Annotated in this window: 18 protein-coding genes and 2 other annotated features; of the genes, 1 reads left to right on the top strand and 17 read right to left on the bottom strand. The window is 39.0% G+C overall.

What is annotated here, in order from left to right; all coding sequences use genetic code 11:
* Window positions 1-144: 144 nt before the first annotated feature.
* The 17 genes from rpoB to ispF form a co-directional block, all read right to left on the bottom strand.
* On the bottom strand, window positions 145-3,720 hold the full coding sequence (rpoB, locus tag ACMZ42_RS15415; RefSeq protein ID WP_370077739.1) for a DNA-directed RNA polymerase subunit beta: 3,576 nt from the start codon (window positions 3,718-3,720) through the stop codon (window positions 145-147).
* Window positions 3,721-3,962: 242 nt separating this feature from the next.
* A complete protein-coding gene (locus tag ACMZ42_RS15410) occupies window positions 3,963-4,565 on the bottom strand; it encodes a class I SAM-dependent methyltransferase (protein ID WP_370077741.1) in 603 nt (200 codons plus the stop codon).
* A 76-nt stretch (window positions 4,566-4,641) separates the two neighbouring features.
* A complete protein-coding gene (gene rplL / locus ACMZ42_RS15405; RefSeq protein WP_049662812.1) occupies window positions 4,642-5,001 on the bottom strand; it encodes a 50S ribosomal protein L7/L12 in 360 nt (119 codons plus the stop codon).
* A 68-nt stretch (window positions 5,002-5,069) separates the two neighbouring features.
* Window positions 5,070-5,570: a 50S ribosomal protein L10 gene (rplJ, locus tag ACMZ42_RS15400; protein WP_415731960.1), complete on the bottom strand. Its 501-nt coding sequence runs from the start codon at window positions 5,568-5,570 to the stop codon at window positions 5,070-5,072.
* Between the two features lie 32 nt (window positions 5,571-5,602).
* Window positions 5,603-5,749 (bottom strand) — a sequence feature (ribosomal protein L10 leader region).
* 61 nt (window positions 5,750-5,810) lie between these two features.
* Window positions 5,811-6,509 carry a 50S ribosomal protein L1 gene (gene rplA / locus ACMZ42_RS15395; RefSeq protein ID WP_370077746.1) on the bottom strand — a complete coding sequence of 233 codons (699 nt, stop codon included), beginning with the start codon at window positions 6,507-6,509 and terminating at the stop codon, window positions 5,811-5,813.
* Between the two features lie 119 nt (window positions 6,510-6,628).
* Window positions 6,629-7,054, bottom strand: coding sequence for a 50S ribosomal protein L11 (gene rplK, locus ACMZ42_RS15390; RefSeq protein WP_004233593.1), 426 nt, complete (start codon window positions 7,052-7,054; stop codon window positions 6,629-6,631).
* Between the two features lie 225 nt (window positions 7,055-7,279).
* Window positions 7,280-7,813, bottom strand: a complete 534-nt coding sequence (gene nusG, locus ACMZ42_RS15385; protein ID WP_049662801.1) for a transcription termination/antitermination protein NusG — start codon at window positions 7,811-7,813, stop codon at window positions 7,280-7,282.
* 387 nt (window positions 7,814-8,200) lie between these two features.
* Entirely contained in the window at window positions 8,201-8,386 is a 186-nt protein-coding gene (secE, locus tag ACMZ42_RS15380) for a preprotein translocase subunit SecE (protein WP_053596042.1), read from the bottom strand.
* Between the two features lie 48 nt (window positions 8,387-8,434).
* Entirely contained in the window at window positions 8,435-8,581 is a 147-nt protein-coding gene (rpmG, locus tag ACMZ42_RS15375) for a 50S ribosomal protein L33 (protein WP_132362667.1), read from the bottom strand.
* A gap of 76 nt (window positions 8,582-8,657) precedes the next feature.
* Complete coding sequence (sigH, locus tag ACMZ42_RS15370) at window positions 8,658-9,305, bottom strand: RNA polymerase sporulation sigma factor SigH (RefSeq protein WP_370077748.1); 648 nt, start codon at window positions 9,303-9,305, stop codon at window positions 8,658-8,660.
* 67 nt (window positions 9,306-9,372) lie between these two features.
* Window positions 9,373-9,885, bottom strand: a complete 513-nt coding sequence (locus ACMZ42_RS15365; RefSeq protein WP_415731965.1) for an NYN domain-containing protein — start codon at window positions 9,883-9,885, stop codon at window positions 9,373-9,375.
* A gap of 2 nt (window positions 9,886-9,887) precedes the next feature.
* Window positions 9,888-10,640, bottom strand: coding sequence for a 23S rRNA (guanosine(2251)-2'-O)-methyltransferase RlmB (gene rlmB / locus ACMZ42_RS15360; protein WP_053482828.1), 753 nt, complete (start codon window positions 10,638-10,640; stop codon window positions 9,888-9,890).
* Entirely contained in the window at window positions 10,640-11,059 is a 420-nt protein-coding gene (locus ACMZ42_RS15355) for a Mini-ribonuclease 3 (protein WP_053482829.1), read from the bottom strand. Before ACMZ42_RS15355 ends, rlmB begins: the two co-directional genes overlap by 1 nt.
* A 5-nt stretch (window positions 11,060-11,064) precedes the next feature.
* Window positions 11,065-12,465 (bottom strand): cysteine--tRNA ligase, encoded by a 1,401-nt coding sequence (gene cysS, locus ACMZ42_RS15350; RefSeq protein ID WP_370077753.1) that lies wholly within the window; start codon window positions 12,463-12,465, stop codon window positions 11,065-11,067.
* The gene (gene epsC / locus ACMZ42_RS15345) at window positions 12,462-13,112 is read right to left on the bottom strand and encodes a serine O-acetyltransferase EpsC (protein ID WP_323648541.1); all 651 of its coding nucleotides are present in this window, start codon (window positions 13,110-13,112) and stop codon (window positions 12,462-12,464) included. The genes cysS and epsC overlap by 4 nt, the downstream gene beginning before the upstream one ends.
* Window positions 13,113-13,298: 186 nt before the next feature.
* Window positions 13,299-13,517, bottom strand: a binding site (T-box leader).
* A gap of 50 nt (window positions 13,518-13,567) precedes the next feature.
* On the bottom strand, window positions 13,568-15,028 hold the full coding sequence (gene gltX, locus ACMZ42_RS15340; RefSeq protein ID WP_370077755.1) for a glutamate--tRNA ligase: 1,461 nt from the start codon (window positions 15,026-15,028) through the stop codon (window positions 13,568-13,570).
* Window positions 15,029-15,119: 91 nt separating this feature from the next.
* Window positions 15,120-15,596 (bottom strand): 2-C-methyl-D-erythritol 2,4-cyclodiphosphate synthase, encoded by a 477-nt coding sequence (gene ispF / locus ACMZ42_RS15335; RefSeq protein ID WP_370044013.1) that lies wholly within the window; start codon window positions 15,594-15,596, stop codon window positions 15,120-15,122.
* A 281-nt stretch (window positions 15,597-15,877) separates the two neighbouring features.
* Here ispF and ACMZ42_RS15330 point away from each other — a divergent pair, with 281 nt between their 5' ends.
* A complete protein-coding gene (locus ACMZ42_RS15330; RefSeq protein WP_415731959.1) occupies window positions 15,878-17,536 on the top strand; it encodes an SWIM zinc finger family protein in 1,659 nt (552 codons plus the stop codon).
* Window positions 17,537-17,628 lie beyond the last annotated feature (92 nt).

The following is a 17,628-nucleotide window of genomic DNA, read 5'->3' as shown; positions in this document are numbered from 1 at the left end:
TGCAAGAATCATGTCTCTTTGGCAAAAGATTAAAAATAGAATGATTTATTGAAAGAAAAAGCCGGGCAGGGCATTAAATCCTGCCCGACTAATTTGAAAAATAACTTTGACCGTGTTCACAAAGGTGTGAACTAACGTTTTCCATTATTCAAAAGACTCTACTGGCTCTTCTTCTTTTTCTTGCTGTGGTGCAATGTTAAGTGCGTCAGCTGGTTGAAGATCTTCTTCTTCGTCTAAGTCGCGAAGCTCTACCTCTTCATCATTAACTGTTAACATTTTCACATCCATACCAAGAGATTGAAGTTCTTTAATCAATACTTTGAATGATTCAGGAACGCCTGGCTCTGGTACACTTTCACCTTTAACGATTGCTTCGTATGTTTTCACACGACCAACAACATCATCGGATTTAACTGTTAAGATTTCTTGAAGTGTGTAAGCAGCACCGTATGCTTCAAGTGCCCATACTTCCATCTCACCAAAGCGTTGTCCACCGAACTGTGCTTTACCACCAAGTGGCTGTTGAGTAACAAGTGAATAAGGACCAGTTGAACGTGCGTGAAGTTTATCATCAACCATGTGAGCAAGTTTGATCATGTACATGACACCAACCGATACACGGTTATCGAATGGTTCACCTGAACGTCCATCATACAGGATTGTTTTACCATCGCGGTTCATACCTGCTTCTTCCATCGTTTCCCAAACATCTTCCTCGTTGGCACCATCAAATACTGGAGTTGCCATATGAACGCCTAAGTAACGAGAAGCCATACCTAAGTGTAGCTCTAAAACTTGTCCGATGTTCATACGAGAAGGTACGCCAAGTGGGTTTAACATGATATCAACAGGAGTACCGTCTGGCATGAATGGCATATCCTCTTCCGGTAAGATACGAGAGATAACCCCTTTGTTACCGTGACGTCCGGCCATTTTGTCCCCTACGCGAATTTTACGTTTTTGAACAATGTAAGCACGAACTAATTGGTTAACACCCGGTGGTAATTCATCGCCATCTTCACGGTTAAATACTTTAACGTCAAGAATAATACCGCCAGCACCATGTGGTACACGTAATGAAGTATCACGAACTTCACGAGCTTTTTCACCGAAGATAGCATGTAATAAACGTTCTTCAGCAGTTAATTCTGTAACCCCTTTAGGTGTTACTTTACCTACAAGAATGTCACCATCACGTACTTCTGCACCGATGCGGATAATACCGCGTTCGTCTAAGTTACGAAGCGCATCTTCCCCAACGTTTGGAATATCACGAGTGATTTCTTCAGGTCCTAATTTTGTATCACGAGACTCTGATTCATATTCTTCAATATGAACAGATGTATAAACATCGTCTTTTACAAGGCGTTCGCTCATGATAACAGCATCCTCATAGTTATAGCCGTTCCAAGTCATGAACGCAACAAGTACGTTACGACCAAGAGCAAGTTCACCATTTTCCATAGATGGACCGTCTGCTAAAATGTCACGAGGTTTCACACGTTCGCCAACTTTTACAAGTGGACGTTGGTTGTATGAAGTACCTTGGTTAGAACGAATGAATTTTTGTAATTTATATTTTGTTAAATCGCCTTTTACCTCTTTACCGTCAACGACTTCAATGCGGCGAACACGGATAGAGCGAGCTTCAACGTGCTCAACAATACCATCATATTTCGCTACTACAGCCGCACCTGAGTCACGCGCATCAACGTGTTCCATACCAGTACCAACGAATGGTGCTTCTGGGTTAAGAAGAGGAACTGCTTGACGTTGCATGTTGGCACCCATAAGTGCACGGTTCGAGTCATCGTTTTCTAAGAACGGGATACATGCAGTCGCAGCTGACACTACTTGTTTAGGAGATACATCCATGTAGTCCATTTGCGATTTGTTAAATACTGTATTGTCCCCACGGAAACGACCTACTACTTCGTCTTTAGCAAATGTGCCATCAGGATTTAATAGTGAGTTCGCTTGTGCTACATAGTAGTTATCTTCTTCATCTGCTGTTAAGTAATCAATTTGATCCGTTACTTGACCTGTTTCATGGTCAATACGACGATAAGGTGTTTCAATGAATCCAAATTTATTTACTTTGGCAAATGAAGATAAAGAGTTGATTAAACCAATGTTTGGACCCTCTGGTGTCTCGATTGGACACATACGACCATAGTGAGAATAGTGAACGTCACGTACTTCGAAACCAGCACGCTCACGTGTTAAACCACCAGGTCCTAATGCAGATAGACGACGCTTATGCGTTAACTCTGCCAATGGGTTTGTTTGGTCCATGAATTGTGATAATTGAGAGCTACCAAAGAACTCTTTAATTGACGCAATTACCGGACGAATATTAATTAATTGCTGTGGTACAATCGCAGCTGTATCGTTAATAGACATACGCTCACGTACTACACGTTCCATACGGGATAAACCGATACGGAATTGGTTTTGTAAAAGCTCACCAACAGAGCGTAGACGACGGTTACCTAAGTGGTCGATATCATCTGTTGCCCCTACTTGGTAAAGTAAGTTGAAGAAATAACTTACTGAAGATAATACGTCAGCAGGCGTAATATTCTTCACTTCTTCATCGATGTACGCATTACTAATAATATTGATTTCTTTTTGCGCTTCATCTTTTGGTGCATAAATTTTAATAGACTGGATTGTTACATCGTCTTCAAGTACTCCGCCAACTTGTGATAAAGTGCGGTAACCGATCCCTTTTGATGAATCTTCTAAATACGGTAAGATTTTATCTAAAGTACGACGATCAAGAACTGTACCCTTCTCTACTAAAATTTCGCCTGTTTCTGGGTCTACAAGCGTTTCAGCAATCGTTTGGTTAAATAAACGATTTTTAATATGAAGCTTTTTATTCATTTTGTAGCGACCAACATTCGCTAAATCATAGCGTTTTGCATCGAAGAAACGAGAGTATAATAAACTCTTCGCACTTTCAACTGTTGGTGGCTCACCTGGACGTAAACGTTCATAGATTTCTAAAAGTGCTTTTTCAGTACTTTCAGAGTTATCTTTTTCTAACGTATTACGTAAATATTCGTTATCACCGATAATATCGATAATTTCTTGGTCTGAACCGAAGCCTAATGCACGAAGTAACACTGTTACTGGTAGCTTACGAGTACGATCAATACGCACGTATACTACATCTTTCGCGTCAGTTTCATATTCTAACCAAGCACCACGGTTCGGAATAACTGTCGCTCCGAAACCTTTCTTACCGTTTTTATCAGTTTTATCATGGAAATACACACTTGGTGAACGAACTAATTGTGAAACGATAACACGTTCAGCACCATTGATAATGAACGTACCTGTCTCTGTCATTAATGGGAAGTCACCCATGAAGACATCCTGTTCTTTCACTTCGTCTGTTTCTTTGTTGTAAAGACGTACTTTCACACGTAATGGAGCTGCGTAAGTAACATCTCGCTCTTTACACTCATCAACATCATATTTAGGATCTCCTAATGAATAATCGATGAATTCTAATGAAAGATTGCCTGTAAAGTCCTCGATCGGCGAAATGTCACGGAACATTTCACGTAAACCTTCTTCAAGGAACCACTCGTAAGACGCCGTTTGAATCTCAATCAGATTTGGAAGCTCAAGCACCTCGTTAATACGCGCAAAGCTTCTACGCTGGCGGTGTTGTCCATACTGAACTAGTTGACCTGTCAACTCATTCACCCCTCAATAAAGCGATATTAGGTCTTTGCAAAATCATACAAATAGTGTATGATTTCGAAAGACAAAAAGAAAACGAGTCTTCAAAAAGATCTCATTTTCGGTTAACTAAACTTATCTTGGCAAGTATACCCACATTATAACAATCATATTCAAAAAGGGCATACGACCTCAAAATAATATTTTTGCATTGTATCATGTTATCATAGCCGATTTGTCAAGTCAATAATTTATGCATATTTCACTTATTTTTTCGCGCGTACTATCCAGTACCCTTTTTTCTTCTCCACAACATCGACTTCAGAAAATTTTTCTTCTAAGTAACTTACCGTTGATGGTGCACCTTGCTTCTTCTGTATTACTACCCACAGCTCACCAGATGACACTAGCTTATCATAAGCTCCATCGTAAAAGCGGAAAATTGTTTCCTTTCCTGCGCGAATTGGAGGATTGGTTAAAATAGCTGCGGCGTTTACATCATTGTCAACCATCGATAGTCCGTCACTCACAAATATCCGTACATTTTGAACACCGTTTACTTGCGCATTTTTTTGCGAGAGTGCAACAGCACGTTCATTGATATCCATCATAAGAACGGTACGGTCTGGGTTTGTTTTGGCAATCGATAATCCGATCGGTCCGTACCCGCACCCCACATCAAAAATCGCACCATCAATATCAGGCATTTGAAAAGCATCTATTAAAACACGGGATCCAAAATCTACTTCGCTTTTACTAAATACACCTGCATCCGTTTCAAAGGAAAACGTATGCCCTAACAACTTGAATGTCCAGTGACGAGGTTTACTCTCGGTTTGAGGCTTACTCGTATAATAGTGATCTGACATTTCCACGCCTCCTCAAAATGAAGAAAAAAGCCCGCCACAATGACGAGCTTTCCTTTTGTTTAAAAGTAACGCGAGATTACTTAACTTCTACAGATGCGCCAACTTCTTCAAGTTTAGCTTTGATTTGTTCAGCTTCATCTTTAGAAACGCCTTCTTTAAGAGCTTTAGGAGCGTTATCTACTACTTCTTTAGCTTCTTTAAGACCTAAACCAGTGATTTCACGAACCGCTTTGATTACTTTGATTTTTTCAGCACCAGCAGATGCTAATACTACGTCAAACTCAGTTTTTTCTTCAGCAGCGCCAGCAGCAGCACCTACTACTGCTACAGGAGCAGCAGCTGTTACACCGAATTCTTCTTCGATAGCTTTTACTAAATCGTTTAATTCAAGAACTGTCATAGCTTTGATAGCTTCTAAGATTTGCTCTTTATTCATTATAATTTCCTCCTAATTGGATAATGTTTTATTGTTGCGGTCAGGCCGCGGAAGTTATAGTGCGTATATTACGCGCCTTGTTCTTCTTTTTGTTCTGCAACAGCTTTTGTTGCAAGTGCGAAGTTGCGCACTGGAGCTTGAAGTACAGATAAAAGCATAGAAAGAAGACCTTCGCGTGATGGAAGTTCTGCAAGTGCTTTAACATCTTCAACAGATGAGATTGTACCTTCAATAATACCCGCTTTAATTTCTAAAGCTTCGTTTTTCTTAGCGAACTCGTTGATGATTTTAGCAGGAGCTACAACATCTTCATTTGAGAACGCAATTGCGTTAGGACCAACTAATACGTCATTGATTCCTTCAAGACCAACAGCTTCAGTAGCACGACGTGTTAAAGTGTTTTTGTAAACTTTGAACTCAACGCCAGCTTCACGAAGTTGTTTACGAAGTTCAGTTACTTGCGTAACGTTAAGACCATGGTAATCCACAATTACTACAGAAGCAGCATTTTGAAATTTCTCAGTAATCTCTTGAACTTGTGCTTGTTTGTTTTCGATAACTTTGCTCATGATGACACCTCCTATTAGAATGGGTCATTTATACCGACAAAAGAAAAGCCTCTGGGTCAAATAGACACAGAGGCTGAAAGTCATCATCTTTAAAATAAGATTCCGAATTCCGCTGTCCTCGGTAGGATCATTAAGTGACAAGTCACTCCTACTGTCTACGGTACAAATGGATGATTCACAACAGCAACCATCTTATCATAGATAGACAGCGCCGTCAACAGATTTACATAAAAACTTAAATTATTTTACCACTACGCTTGAAGCATCAACTTTAAGAGCTGGACCCATTGTAGTTGTAACGTTTACAGATTTCATGTAAGTACCTTTAGCTGCAGCAGGTTTCGCTTTTTGCACTACATCGAATACAGTTAAGAAGTTTTCAACTAATTTTTCTGTAGAGAAAGAAACTTTACCGATAGGTGCGTGGATGATACCAGCTTTATCAGCACGGTATTCTACTTTACCAGCTTTAATTTCTGCGATAGCTTTTGTTACATCGAAAGTAACTGTACCAGTTTTAGGGTTTGGCATTAAACCTTTAGGTCCTAATACGCGACCAAGTTTACCAACTTCACCCATCATGTCAGGAGTTGCAACGATTACATCGAAATCAAACCAACCTTGTTGGATTTTTTGGATGTATTCTGCATCGCCTACATAGTCAGCACCAGCAGCTTCAGCTTCTTTAAGTTTTTCACCTTTAGCGAATACTAATACGCGTTGAGTTTTACCAGTACCGTTTGGTAACACTACTGCACCACGGATTTGTTGGTCGTTTTTACGAGTATCGATTCCTAGACGGAAAGCAACTTCTACAGTAGCGTCGAAGTTCACTGAGCTAGTTTTTTGAGCAAGTTCGATTGCTTCTTGAGCGCCGTATAATGCGTTACGGTCGATTAATTTTGCTGCATCTTGCAGTTTTTTACCTTTTTTAGCCATTATATAATTCCTCCTTGATTGTGGTTATAGCGGATTTTACCTCCCACGAATAAAGGTTGCGCGTTCACAAAGAAACTCCGCAACCTTCCAAAAAACAAATACATCATCAAGTAATGGGATTAGTCTTCGATAACAATACCCATGCTTCGTGCAGTACCTTCAACCATTAACATTGCAGCTTCTACTGAAGCAGCGTTAAGGTCTGGCATTTTAGTTTCAGCGATTTCGCGAACTTTATCACGTTTAACCGTTGCCACTTTTTTACGATTTGGTTCACCAGATCCAGATTGGATACCAGCTGCTACTTTAAGTAGTACTGCTGCGGGTGGAGTTTTTGTAATGAAAGTGAATGAACGGTCCTCGAATACTGAAATTTCAACTGGAATGATAAGACCAGCTTGATCTGCAGTACGCGCGTTGAATTCTTTACAGAATCCCATGATGTTCACACCTGCTTGACCTAATGCAGGACCAACCGGTGGAGCTGGGTTTGCTTTACCAGCAGGGATTTGAAGTTTAACAACTTTAATAACTTTTTTAGCCACGAGACACACCTCCTTAAGTCCGTGATGTGGTAATTGGGTTGCCCCTCCCACTCAATATCTGTCTGTCAGCTAATTGCCGATAACATTAAAATTATCATTGCAGACGTCAAACCAAAGTATGACAATCTGACCTAGAAATGATACCACTTTTAATTTTTTTAAGCAAGTAGTAATTAACAAAATCTGCGACATACGTCTTAGACATATGTACTTTAGTTACTAGAACTACATTTTTTGTATTTGCTCAAAATCTAGTTCCATAATTGTTTCGCGACCAAACATATCGACAGAAACTTTCACTTTTCCTTTTTCAGTGTCAATTTCTTCAACACGTCCTTGGAAGTGAGCAAAAGGCCCTTCCAATACTTCTACTGCTTCTCCAACAGAAATATCAATCTCGACAATTTTGTCAGTCATTCCCATTTGTTGAAGTAGACGATCCGCTTCTTCAGGTAATAAAGGTGTCGGTTTTGCACCACCACCAGATGAACCGATAAAGCCAGTTACACCTGGCGTATTGCGTACAACATACCATGAATCATCTGTCATAATTAGCTCTACTAAAACATAACCAGGGAAAACTTTGCGCATCATAGTACGCTTTTTCCCATCCTTCATTTCTGTTTCTTCATGTTCAGGTACAATAACACGGAAAATCTTATCCTGCATACCCATTGTTTCTACACGTTTCTCTAGGTTTGCTTTTACACGGTTTTCATACCCTGAATACGTATGAACAACATACCAATTTTTCTCCATAACTACTAGGACTCCTCGTCCGTCCCTCCCTTACAAATAAGAGTGAAAATGATTCACGATATGCTAAGTGCATTCTTTACTCTTTTCACAAACTGCTCATTAGAAAAACATAGCTTTCGCTAATAGCTAGCGAAAGCCTGATGATATATACCAAATCTAGCATAGTCATCTATCGCTACCCTCATACTATCCCTAGTAGCTTACTTATCATATTGAGAATATTTTACTGCTGTCCACTTCTTCAATTTCGCCTTGGCGTAATTGCCGCTGACGCGCAGATAAACAATGCGTTCGGAAGCTTTATCTTCACGAAGATAAAACAAACGAAAAAACCCGTTTATTGTAATGACGGGCTATTTCAGAAGTATTAACATGCTATTTACTAAATTATAACTCTAAGTACCAGCGGAATAATGATGAAATACCTAAGTCTACTAACACAAAAAATAAAGCCATAATTACAACAGTTGAAATTACAACGACTGTATATTTCGTCAGTTCTTTACTTTTTGGCCAGCTTGTTTTGCGCATTTCCGACATTACATTGCTGAAAAAGCCTTTAATCTTGCCCATTCTAGCCTAACCTCCGAATCAATCATATCTGTCTATTTACAAATTATTTTATAGCGTTTGTTTATGCACTGTATGTTCATTGCAATGCGAGCAAAATTTCTTTAATTCGAGGCGTACAGTTGTATCTTCCTTAGCTGGAAACGTATAATTTCTCGATCCGCATTTTTCGCAATTTAGAACGACTTTTTTTGCCATATAATCACCTTTTCGGCACTTTGTCTTTTCAAGACTAACACCTATATTTGTCAATGTCAACAAAGGCATACAACCGCTAAGACATTTCTTCAAGAACTAAATGTCGCTCTAATTTACGCTTTACTCGTTGCAAAGCATTGTCAATAGACTTCACATGACGATTTAATTTCTCAGAAATTTCATGATAAGACTGTCCATCTAAGTAAAGCGCTAACACTTGTAGCTCTAATTCACTTAAAATCTCACCCATCTTTTCTTCTAAGTAGCCAAACTCTTCTCTATGAATCATTAATTCTTCCGGATCATCCATAATAGCACCGGTTAACACATCCATTAATGTACGGTCTGACTCTTCATCAAAAATAGGCTTGTCCAAAGAAACATAAGAATTTAATGGTATATGCTTTTGTCTTGTAGCTGTTTTAATAGCCGTAATAATTTGTCTTGTAATACATAATTCAGCAAAAGCTCGAAAAGAAGCCAGTTTATCTCCCTTAAAATCACGAATGGCTTTATACAAACCAATCATGCCTTCTTGCACAATGTCTTCTTTATCTGCACCAATTAAAAAATAAGATCTAGCCTTCGCTCTCACTAACAAACGGTATTTCGTAATTAAATAATCCAACGCATCTGTATTACCTTGATGCACCATTTCAATAAGTTCTTCATCATTGAATCGTTCAAAATCTTGTGTCACTTGTACAATATTATTTTTAAACATGGTATCACCTCAGCCACAACAGATAATAGGAACAGTATAACGGAATTGGAAAATATGAGTCAATCAATCATTTCAAACCACGCCGCCACTTTTCAAAGGCTAAAGCAACATCCGGCTTAAGCTCCATGCGAGATGGCGGTTTGCTATCATGTTTTTGTTTCACATCATGAGAAATTTTATGTTGGATAATACCCATCTCAATTTCTAGCTCCCTTGCCGATTTTCGCAGAGCACCATTACCAAAAATAACGTTTTGCTCTGCCATATCGGAGGTTGCTACGTGAATCTGTACATTTCTAGCCTTTAGTTCGTGTGTCATTTTTTCAATACGTTCATCTGCTGTTTCGTTTTTCCGTGTATAAATGATTTCGACATCGTTTTCTAAATAAGTTTGCTCCACACCTGGTACAAGATGCGCGTCAAAAACTATAATTACGCGCCACCCCATAGTTGCCTTATACTCAGCCATAAGCTCAATCAACCTCTTACGGGCATCTTCAAAATTAGTATCACGTAATGGTCGTAGCTCTTTCCAAGCTCCTATCATATTATAGCCGTCAACAAGCAAAATATTGTTCATTGTCAATCATTCGCTTCTTGACGTTTACGATACACTTCGTACATTAAAAGTGCAGCAGCTACCGATGCATTTAGTGATGTGACATGCCCAACCATCGGTAAATGATATAAAAAGTCACATTTCTCTTTTAATAAGCGGCCCATTCCTTTGCCTTCACTACCAATAATAATCGCAAGCGGCAATGTTGCATCCATTTTACGATAGTCTGCAGAACCTTTTGCATCTGTACCCGCAATCCAAACCCCTCGCTCTTTCAGCTCATCCACCGTCTGCGCTAGGTTATTCACACGCACGACAGGTACATGCTCAATTGCTCCAGTCGATGCCTTTGCCACTACAGCTGTCAAACTCACAGAACGGCGCTTCGGAATAATAATACCATGCGCACCTATCGCATCAGCAGTTCGCATAATAGAGCCCAGATTATGAGGGTCCTCTAGCTCATCTAAAATTAAGAAGAATGGATCTTCTTGTTTTTTTGCCGCTGCAGCAAATAAGTCCTCTAACTCTGCATATCTATATGCTGCAACAGAGGCAACTATTCCTTGGTGGTTGGCATCTGATAATTGATCCACCTTTTTTTTCGGGACAAATTGAACGATGACGCCACGTTCTCGTGCTAAATCTAGGAGTTCATTAACCCCTGATTTTTTCACACCTTCTGCAATCCATACTTTATTCATATCGCGTCCTGAACGAAGTGCTTCTAACACTGGGTTTTTACCGGCAATAATTTCACCATTTTGCTCTGCCATTAATTCGACACTCCTTTTGATTCCTCGATGATTTGAATAGCGTATGCAATGATTGCATAGACGCGTTCTAATTCATTTAATAAATATAAACTACCGAGCACAGCCTCAAAACCTGAGCTATTACGGTATGTTTGAACATCTGTATTTTTGGGCACAGAGCCGGATTTGGCATTGCGTCCACGACGGAACACAGCCAACTCCTCCTCTGTTAAAAAGCCTTCATCCATCATTCGATGTACAATCATAGATTGAGCTTTAGCTGATACGTAACGCGTCGCTTCTCTATGAAGTGTGTTAGGTTTGACACGGCCGGCACGTAATAAATGCTCTCGTATCTTTTGTTCTAAAACTGCGTCTCCCATATAGGCTAACGCTAATGCATTCAATTGCTTAACATCTTCGTTGCGGAGTTTATCCAAGTTACTTACCCTCGTTTCCATCTAGTTCCTTGTCGCGTATCTTCTAAAATGATACCTTGCGCTTGCAAATGGTCACGAATTTCATCCGAACGAGCAAAATCACGATTTTTACGTGCATCTACACGTTCCTGTAACAGTGCTTCAATTTCTTCGTCTAATAGCTCTTCTTCTTTTGCAAATTCAATACCTAAGACGTCACCTAACACCTCAAAAGTTTCAGTAAAACTTACTAATACTTTTTCATCAGTATTCGTTTCATTTAGATAAATATTTGCGATGCGCGCTAATTCGAATAATACAGAAATGGCGTTGGCTGTATTAAAGTCATCATCCATCGCTTCTTCAAAGTAAGCTTTTTGTTCAGCAATTTTTTCAAGCCATTCTTCTGAGTGATCACCTAAGCTCGCAGTTGCTGTTAAACGGTGTTTCACATTGTTGTAGGCAGTACGAATTCGTTCTAACCCATTTGCGGCTGCATCTACTAAATCCTTCGCAAAGTTAATCGGATGACGGTAATGCACAGAGAGCATAAAGAAGCGTAAAACTTGTGGGTCAATTTGTTTACGAATATCATTAACGAGTATAAAATTACCAAGGGATTTGGACATTTTTTCATTATCAATATTAATATACCCATTGTGCATCCAATAACGCGCAAATGTTTTATCATTATGAGCTTCAGATTGTGCAATTTCATTTTCATGATGCGGGAATGTTAAATCTTGCCCACCTGCATGAATATCAATAGTATCTCCTAAATGCTCACGTGCCATTACAGAGCACTCAATATGCCAACCCGGACGTCCTTTGCCCCAAGGACTTTCCCAGTAAATTTCACCTGGCTTTACAGCTTTCCATAGAGCGAAATCTAACGCATCATCTTTTTTCTCGCCTGCTTCTATACGAGCACCAATTTTTAAATCATCCACCGATTGGTGAGATAATTTACCGTAACCATTAAATTTACGAGTTCGGTAATAGACATCACCAGCTGACTCATAAGCATAGCCCTTATCGACTAAAACTTGAATGAATTGAATGATATCATCCATATGCTCTGTTACACGCGGATGTACATCTGCTTTCTTGCAACCTAGCGCTGAAACATCTTCAAAGTATGCGGCAATAAAGCGCTCCGTTAATTCATGAACTTCTTCTCCAAGCTCATTTGCAGCCTTAATAATTTTGTCGTCCACATCTGTGAAATTTGAAACAAATTTCACATCATAGCCTTTGTATTGGAAATAACGACGCACTGTATCGTAGACAATTACAGGACGTGAATTCCCAATATGAATGTAGTTATAAACCGTTGGACCGCAAACGTACATTTTTATTTTGCCTTCTTCCAGCGGTACGAAAGTTTCTTTTTGTCGTGTTAATGAGTTGAAAATTTGAATACTCATTGTGTTTCTCTCTCCTTTTGTAAGCGCTCGATTTCCTGATTCAATGCTGCAATCTGCTTCTCGAAAGCTTGACAACGTTCTTCTACAGGGTCAGGTATATTTTGGTGGTCTAGTTTTTTCTCTAGACGAACCCCATCCTTAATCACTATTTTACCAGGAATACCGACAACTGTAGCATTTGGTGGCACTTCTTTTAAGACAACTGAACCTGCACCAATTTTACTATTTTCACCAATTGTAATAGAACCTAAAACTTTTGCACCTGTCGCAACTAGTACATTATCCTCTAATGTTGGGTGGCGTTTCCCCTTTTCTTTTCCTGTACCACCTAAAGTTACACCTTGATACAACGTTACATTATCACCAATCTCACATGTTTCACCAATTACAACGCCCATCCCATGGTCAATAAAGAAACGTCGACCAATTTTCGCTCCAGGATGAATTTCAATTCCAGTAAAGAAGCGACTAATTTGTGAAATGGTACGGGCTATAAAATAAAAACGCTTTTTAAAGAACCAATGGGCAACTCGGTGTGACCAAGTAGCGTGCAAACCTGAGTATGTTAGTATAACTTCGAATACACTACGCGCCGCTGGATCATTCTCAAAAATTGTTTCTACATCTTCCTTCATTCTTTTAAACACAAAAAGCTCCCCCTTTTCATTTTGATCTGCTTTAATTCCACACAACCACTTGCATCCCTGGCCATTGAAATACTATAGATGACGTTGATTTCATCACAGAGTTAATGGAGTAGAATCCGGCGCATCCATCGCTTCAATTCACTGTCCAGAAAATAAAAAAGCGCCCCTATCATCCCAAAAAGGGATGACAGAGACGCTAAATTTGCGCGGTTCCACTCTGATTGAAGGCGAAAGCCTTCCACTCTGGACGTTCTGTAACGGGAACGAATCGATAAAGCCTACTAGTTGTTCAGCTTTATACTCAAAGGTGCATTTCAGTTTTGCCTAGGCTCAGACCACTTTCAGCCGGTGATGGTCCTCTCTTTGGAGCATGCGCCACTTACTTCTCCTTATCAACGCTTTCTCAATGTAAATACATTTTACAACGAACTAATAAATTGTCAATCAATTTCTACTTATTGTGCAAATTTTTCTACACGGTCAATTGTTTTCTGTTTACCAATTAAGCAAATCGCGTTAGGAAGTTCTGGACCATGCGTTTCACCTGTCGTTACGACGCGGATTGGCATAAATAGATTTTTACCTTTGTGACCTGTTTCTTTTTGAACAGCTTTAATAGCCGCTTTGACAGTATCAGGTGTAAATTCCTCTAAACCTTCAAGCTGTGCTTTAAATGCAGCCATTACCTCAGGTACTTGCTCCCCTGCTAAAACTGCTTTTGCTTCTTCATCATATTCAATATGATCGTTAAAGAATAGGCGAGATAGTTCTACAATTTCAGCACCAAAGCTCATTTGTTCATGATAAAGTGCGATTAAATCTGTAGCCCATGCACGTTCTTCTTCTGTTAACTCTTCTGGTAATAAACCAGCTTTTTGTAAGTGCGGTAAAGATAATGCTACCACTTCTTCTAAAGATAGTTTTTTAATGTATTGGTTATTCATCCAAGTAAGCTTTTGTTTATCAAACATAGATGGTGATTTTGAAAGACGTTTTTCATCAAAAAGTTTAATAAATTCTTCTTTTGAGAAAATTTCTTCTTCCCCTTCAGGAGACCAACCAAGTAATGCGAAGAAGTTAAACATCGCTTCAGGTAGGTAGCCTAAATCTTTATATTGCGTAACGAATTGAATAATTGATTCGTCACGTTTTGATAATTTTTTGCGGTTTTCATTAATGATTAATGTCATATGACCAAAGCGTGGATATTCCCAGCCAAATGCATCAAAAATCATCATTTGTTTTGGTGTATTCGATAAATGCTCTTCACCACGGAATACATGTGAAATTTCCATAAAGTGATCATCTAGCACTACCGCGTAGTTATACGTTGGGATACCGTTTGCTTTAACAAGAACCCAATCACCAATATCTTTTGACTCAAATGCTACTTGTCCACGTACTAAATCTTCAAATTCATATGTTACATTTTCAGGTACGCGCATACGAATTGTATATTGTTCACCAGCAGCTTCTTTAGCCGCAACTTCCTCTGCTGATAAATGACGACAAGTGCCATCATAAGTTGGAGCTGCAACACCTCGTGCTTTTTGTTCTTCACGAGACGCTTCTAATTTCTCAGAAGAACAGAAGCATTTGTAAGCTAAACCTTGTTCTAGTAGCTTTTCAGCGTGCTCTTTATAAATATCAAGACGCTCCATTTGGCGATAAGGTGCATATGGTCCACCAATATCGATCGACTCATCATACTCAATACCTAACCATTTTAAATTATCTAGCTGAGATGCTTCTCCGCCCTCTACATTACGCTCAATATCTGTATCCTCAATACGTACGATGAATTTACCGTCATGATGTTTTGCATATAAATAGTTAAATAACGCTGTACGCGCTCCACCGATATGTAAGAAACCAGTAGGGGATGGCGCGTAACGAACACGAACTTCTTTCGCCATAATTAAAAGCCTCCTAAATTTTCGTTCAAAAAATTGACTTTGTTCATTTTACCACTCTGTTACAGGAAATAAAAGCGCTGAGAGCCTGCTTTTACTTCTTAATCAATAGGATTGTCGCCATAGCCGCAATCCCTTCCTCGCGACCTGTAAAACCTAAACGTTCAGTTGTTGTTGCTTTAACATTCACTTGAGAAGGCTCTGCATGAAGTAATTCAGCAATACGATTTTGCATTTGTTCAATATATGGTGCCATTTTCGGACGTTGTGCCATAATCGTACAATCCACATTGCCTAAAACATAACCCTTGTCCTCAACAATCTTCCAAATATGCTCTAATAATTTTGCTGAATCAGCATCTTTGAACGCGGGATCTGTGTCTGGGAAATGACGACCGATATCTCCCTCACCAATAGCCCCTAACGCTGCATCTGTTACAGTGTGTAATAAAACATCTGCATCCGAATGCCCTACTAACCCTTTTTCATGAGGAATTGTTATACCACCAATAATTAATGGACGCCCTTCTTCAAATGCATGCACGTCAAATCCTTGTCCCACTCGAAACATATGATTTTGAGACTGTCTAATAAGATAAATAAAATCCACCACATGAAGCCTATTTACTTCAAAAAATATGCAGACTTAAAAAGCGTCTATTCAGCTCATAAGGCAGTCTCATTCACCTTCTTTCACTTTTATATTTACTCTATATTATACCCTCACATTTTAACATATTTCCTAGGAAATGAGTGTCTCGACTAAGTTATATACTATTGGGCTCTCATTTCCCTCGTATTTTTTGTTATGCTTGCATTAATCTAATACGAATACGATAAGGCGGGACTGACATGAACATCAATACTTTTGAAAAGCAATTTAAAAAAGTAATTATACAGCGTGGACACGATTATTATGTAAAAAATCATGTCATTGATATTATGCAAATTGACAATAGCAATTGGCAGGCAGAGGTTGAAGGAACTGAACCGTATACTGTAGACGTCGTCATCACATCAAATGGCGATATTACATATGCGAATTGTGACTGCCCTTACGATGATGATTGCAAGCATATTGCCGCTGTGCTATACGCGATTAAGGAACAACTTAACAATCCTCCTGTACCAGTATCTAGATCATCTAAAGTCAAAAAATCAACATTACAGCAATTGCTAACAACACAAACAAAAGAAAATTTAATAAGCCTAATTCTAACAGTTGGGGAGAACTCCCCTAATTTTTTGCAAGAATTAGAAATGCGACTAATAGAGCCAACAGATATAGTAAAGGCCGCTAAAAAAATGATTGTCCAGCATCTAAAAAGCGGGCAGGAGGGGCGTAGCGGTTTTATCCCACGTCATCGGGCATCGAAAGCACTAAAAGGTGTCTACTCAACACTTCAACACGCTAAGGAGCATATTGACGAAGAGAATTATATTACAGCTATTGAGCTTAGTTTTCTGTGCCTTCAATACACATTAGAGGCACTACAATATGGTGATGATTCCGATGGTCATTTCGGTGATGCCATAAATGAAAGTCTTGAATTAATTAGTCAAGCGATTGAAGAAGGAGCTAGTCTTTGGTCAAAAGAGCAGTATGAAACAGTCTATGAACTTGTTATTCAAAAAGCAATGCAACACGAGTTAGATGGCTGGGTAGACTGTCGAATTCATTTACTCCATGCCTGTGTTCCTCTTTGTGTGGATGATGCGATTGAGGAGCAGTTTAAAACCCTTATTCATTCAATGGAAAGTACATCAGATGATTGGAATGCACAATATATAAATAAAGAGTTAAAACAGATTGAACTTCATTTACTAAAGGATAAATACAGCAGTAAGGAAGTAGAGGCATTTTTGGAGAAGCATATTGAGGACTACCATATGCGTGAACAAATTATTCAATCTGCCATTAACCGCGGTGAATATGAAAAAATATTACAATTAACAGCAGATGGGATCCAGCAAGATCAACAACTCCCAGGAATTGTGAGCATGTGGCAACGCTATGCCTTTCTAGCTCATCAGCATTTAGGGCATACAGAAGAGATGCGCGAATTAGCTTTAACGCTATTACAACAGGGTGATTATGATTTTTACAAGGAGTTCAAAGCTCTTCACTCTACTGAACAATGGCCGGAGGTTCTGGAAGAATTATTAAACAGCCTTACCAATTCACAATTATATGCAAGACTTATTGTAGAGGAACAGCAATCTAAACGTATTCTAGACTATTGCAAAGAATACCCAACACGAATAGAGGACTATTATCAATTCATTAAAGAGCAGTACTATGAAGAAGTTTGTGCACTCTTTATTGACGCCGTCACTATCGATGCTCAATCTTCCGCTAATCGAAAAAATTATAAAGATGTCTGTCGTTCTATCAATATTATGCGTAAGGCTGGCTATACCGTAGAAGCTGAACGGTTGATTACTGATTTACTGCAAACTTACCCAAAGCGCCCTGCTTTTATAGAGGAATTAAAGAGTATTATGAAATAGTGGATTTTCTCTGCAAAAAGAGTTTCTTAACAGCTTTACATTTTGAGGAATTGAAGCATTTAAGAACATAGCTGAAAGAAGTTAAAATAAAA

The organism is Lysinibacillus sp. NPDC056185 (assembly GCF_047737915.1).
In the GTDB taxonomy this organism is placed as follows: domain Bacteria; phylum Bacillota; class Bacilli; order Bacillales_A; family Planococcaceae; genus Lysinibacillus.
The sequence above is the reverse complement of the archived record's forward strand: the minus strand, read 5'-3'. Positions and strand labels throughout refer to the sequence as shown.